Source organism: Pseudolysinimonas sp. (assembly GCF_031389465.1).
Lineage (GTDB): Bacteria > Actinomycetota > Actinomycetes > Actinomycetales > Microbacteriaceae > Pseudolysinimonas_A.
The window spans coordinates 1-3507 of record NZ_JANMSQ010000247.1; the positions used below are offsets into that span (position 1 = coordinate 1).

The following is a 3507-nucleotide window of genomic DNA, read 5'->3' on the forward strand; positions in this document are numbered from 1 at the left end:
GCGGAGCTGTTGCGGGCATCCCTCGATTCGGGTCGGCTGACGTTCACGACAGATCTCTCGGTCGTCGCCGCGCGCGATGTGCATTTCGTCGCGGTCGGAACACCGCAAGGGATCGACGGAGCGGCCGACCTGACCTACGTCGACGCCGCAATCGCGGGCCTTGCCGTGCACGCCCGGCCGGGCTCGCTCGTGGTCGGCAAGTCAACCGTTCCGGTCGGCACCGCGGGTCGACTCGCCGCCGTGCTCGCGGAGCGCGACATCGCCTTGGCCTGGAACCCCGAGTTCCTGCGCGAGGGCTTTGCCATCCAGGACACCCTTCGGCCCGACCGGATCGTGTACGGCGTCCCCGAGGGTGACGAGTCGACGGTGGCGCGGCTCGATGCCGTGTATGCCGATGCCCTCGCCCAGGGCGTCACGCGACTGGTCGTCGACCTGCCGACGGCCGAGCTGGTGAAGGTCGCAGCGAACGCGTTCCTCGCAACGAAGATCTCGTTCATCAACGCCATGGCCGAGATCGCGGAAGTGACCGGTGCCGACGTCACGGCCCTCGCCGACGCGATCGGACATGACGCCCGCATCGGCCGTCGCTTTCTCAACGCGGGGGTCGGTTTTGGCGGCGGCTGTCTTCCGAAGGACATCCGGGCCTTCGCTGCGCGCGCCGAAGAGCTCGGTGTTGGGCATGCGGTCGGCTTCTTGCGGGAGGTCGACGCCATCAACCTGCGTCGTCGCACGCGCGTCGTCGAACTGCTGGTCGAGACCGTGGGCGACCTCTCCGGGGCGCGCATCGCGCTGCTGGGGCTCGCCTTCAAACCGGACTCCGACGACGTTCGGGACTCGCCCGCACTCGACGTCGCCCGTCAGTTGCGCGCCGCGGGTGCGCACATCATCGCGACTGACCCCGCGGCACGACACAGCGCCGAGCGGCTCGTTCCCGAACTCGAGTACGTCGACGACGCGGCGACTGCCGCACGCGGGGCGGATGCCGTCGTGTTGTTGACCGAGTGGGCTGACTTCCGCGAACTCCTGCCGACAGACCTCGAGCCCACCCAGCGCATCCTGATCGACGGGCGGAACGTTCTCGACCCGGCGGTCTGGCGAGCGGCCGGCTGGATCTACCGGGGACTCGGCCGAGCCTGATCCGCAGCCGATTCGTCGGCCTCAACCGTGCTCTTCGCCGTGGTCGGCGGGAAGACCGGCATCCGCTCGCCTCGTCGCGGCGCGAAGACCCAGAGCTTGTACAGGGTGAAGCGAAACAAAGTGCCCAGACCGAGTCCAATGACGTTCCCGGAGATGTTGTCGGCGAGCAGGTTGTCGAAACCCAACAGATAGTGGGAGACCCAGAGACAGAACAGACCGATCAGCATCCCGCCGACGCTGACCAGCGCGAACTCGATTCCTTCGCGCAACAGTTGGCGGCCGCGATGGGCGCGGAAGGTCCAATGCCGGTTGCCCATCCAATTGCACATGATGGCGACCGAGGTCGAGATGACCTTCGCGATGATGGGACCCTCGTGCACGTCGTCGGGGCGCAACACCGTCAGCGACAAAAGGTTGAACAACCCCACGTCGACCACGAGCCCGACGAGTCCGACCAGCCCGAAGCGGGTGAACTGGGCGATCAGGGCACGCATCGCTCTCGTCTCGATCTCGTCGCTCATCGGCCCGACTAGGGTCGAGTACGGGCGGGGTCCAGCGTAATCCGCCCGAAGGAGGAGCCGTGCGCGTCGGAGTGATCGGCGGCGGTCAGCTCGCGCGGATGATGGTGTCTCCCGCCGTCGCCCTGGGCATCGAGATCCGAGTGCTCGCCGAGTCGGCGGACTCCTCGGCACGCCTCGCCGCGACCGTCATCGGCGATTACCGCGAGGCCGAGACAGTGCTCGGGTTCGCCGCCGATGTCGATGTCGTGACCTTCGACCACGAACACGTCCCTCAAGAGGTGCTCGCGCGGCTCGAGGCGTCGGGCGTGACTGTCCGGCCCGGGAGAGACGCGCTGGAGGCAGCGCAGGACAAGATCCGGATGCGCGAACGGCTCGCCGCTCTCGGCGTGCCGATGCCGGGTTGGGCCGTCATCCGCACCGAAGCCGATCTCGAAAGTTTCCTCGCCGAACACGGCGGCGTCGCGGTCGTCAAGACGCCTCGCGGCGGATACGACGGCAAGGGAGTCCGCGTGGTGCGCGCCTCCGCCGACGCCGCCGACTGGCTCGCCGAGGGCGAACTGCTTGCCGAGGAACTCGTCGACTTCCGCCGCGAACTCGCCCAACAGGTCGCGCGCCGGCCGTCGGGTGAGATGGCTGCCTGGCCGCTTGTCGAGACCATCCAGCGCGACGGGGTGTGCGCCGAGGTCCTAGCCCCGGCACCCGATGCCGGGGATCTCGCCGTCGAAGCGCGCGGCATCGCGGAGACGATCGCGGCGGGCCTCGAAGTGACCGGGGTGCTCGCGGTGGAGCTGTTCCAAGCCGCAGATGGGCGGCTCCTAGTCAACGAACTCGCGATGCGCCCGCACAACAGCGGGCACTGGAGCATCGACGGTGCGGTGACGAGCCAATTCGAGCAACACCTCCGCGCCGTCCTCGACCTGCCGCTCGGCGACCCGAGCCCGACGGCTCCTTGGGCCGTGATGGTGAACGTGCTCGGCGGTCCGGAGGCCGCGACGATGCCCGACCGCTACCCGGCGGCGTTTGCGGCCGAGCGGGGCGTGAAATTCCACTCCTACGGCAAAGCCTCGCGCCCCGGGCGCAAGGTCGGCCACGTCACCGCAACGGGCACCGATCTTGCGGATGTCCGGGCTCGGGCGCGTGCCGCGGCAGGGTTCTTCGAGGCCTGAGCCATAACATGGCGCCGTGCCTCCGCTCGTCGCCGTCGTCATGGGATCGGACTCCGACCTCCCGGTCATGAACGACGCTGTCGCGGCGCTTGACGAGTTCGGGATCCCGCACGAGGTGAGGATCGTCTCGGCGCATCGCACCCCCCGCGCCATGATCGACTTCGCCGCAGAGGCGGCCGGGCGCGGCATCCGAGTCATCATCGCGGGAGCCGGCGGCGCCGCGCACCTGCCGGGGATGATCGCCTCAGTCACGACCCTGCCGGTGATCGGCGTGCCGGTGCCGCTCAAGAACCTCGACGGCCTGGACTCCCTACTGTCGATCGTGCAGATGCCCGCCGGCATCCCGGTGGCCGCGGTCGCAATCGGCAACGCCCGCAACGCTGGCCTCCTCGCGGCTCGCATCCTCGCCGTCTCGGATGACGCGCTCACGGCGAAGCTTGAAGAGTTCGCGGCCGGTCTCGAGCGGATGGTCGCCGAGAAGAACGCTCGCCTCGCAGACGGCTCGTGAGTCAGGCCACATCGTCGGTCCGTAACCCGGACCTCCGCTCGTCGCGATTCATGTCGCGTCGCGGGTGGTGGCTGGTCGTGCTCAACCTCTTCATCCCCGGCTCGGCGCAGGTGCTCGCGGGTGACCGGCGACTCGGGCGGTTTGGGCTCGGCGCCACGCTGGTGTTCTGGCTGCT

General features: G+C 68.9%; 4 protein-coding genes. 3 read left to right on the forward strand and 1 reads right to left on the reverse strand.

Going from position 1 to position 3507, the window contains the following annotated elements:
- Nucleotides 1-1137, forward strand: a 1137-nt coding sequence (locus tag RMO30_RS09795; RefSeq protein WP_309712642.1) for a UDP-glucose/GDP-mannose dehydrogenase family protein, incomplete at its 5' end; no start/stop codon positions are given.
- On the opposite strand, the gene RMO30_RS09800 is transcribed toward RMO30_RS09795, so the two are convergent.
- Nucleotides 1113-1631, reverse strand: coding sequence for a GtrA family protein (locus RMO30_RS09800; protein ID WP_309712645.1), 519 nt, complete (start codon nucleotides 1629-1631; stop codon nucleotides 1113-1115). The genes RMO30_RS09795 and RMO30_RS09800 overlap by 25 nt on opposite strands.
- Nucleotides 1632-1717: 86 nt before the next feature.
- Between RMO30_RS09800 and RMO30_RS09805 the strand changes: the two genes are divergently transcribed.
- Nucleotides 1718-2824 carry a 5-(carboxyamino)imidazole ribonucleotide synthase gene (locus tag RMO30_RS09805; protein WP_309712647.1) on the forward strand — a complete coding sequence of 369 codons (1107 nt, stop codon included), beginning with the start codon at nucleotides 1718-1720 and terminating at the stop codon, nucleotides 2822-2824.
- Nucleotides 2825-2864: 40 nt separating this feature from the next.
- Nucleotides 2865-3332, forward strand: a complete 468-nt coding sequence (gene purE / locus RMO30_RS09810; RefSeq protein ID WP_309712650.1) for a 5-(carboxyamino)imidazole ribonucleotide mutase — start codon at nucleotides 2865-2867, stop codon at nucleotides 3330-3332.
- Nucleotides 3333-3507: the final 175 nt, after the last annotated feature.

Coding starts and splice junctions, on each gene's coding strand:
- RMO30_RS09800 (WP_309712645.1), bottom strand. CDS start 1,631: ATGCGTGCCCTGATCGCCCAGTTCACCCGCTTCGGGCTGGTCGGACTC.
- purE (WP_309712650.1), top strand. CDS start 2,865: ATGGGATCGGACTCCGACCTCCCGGTCATGAACGACGCTGTCGCGGCG.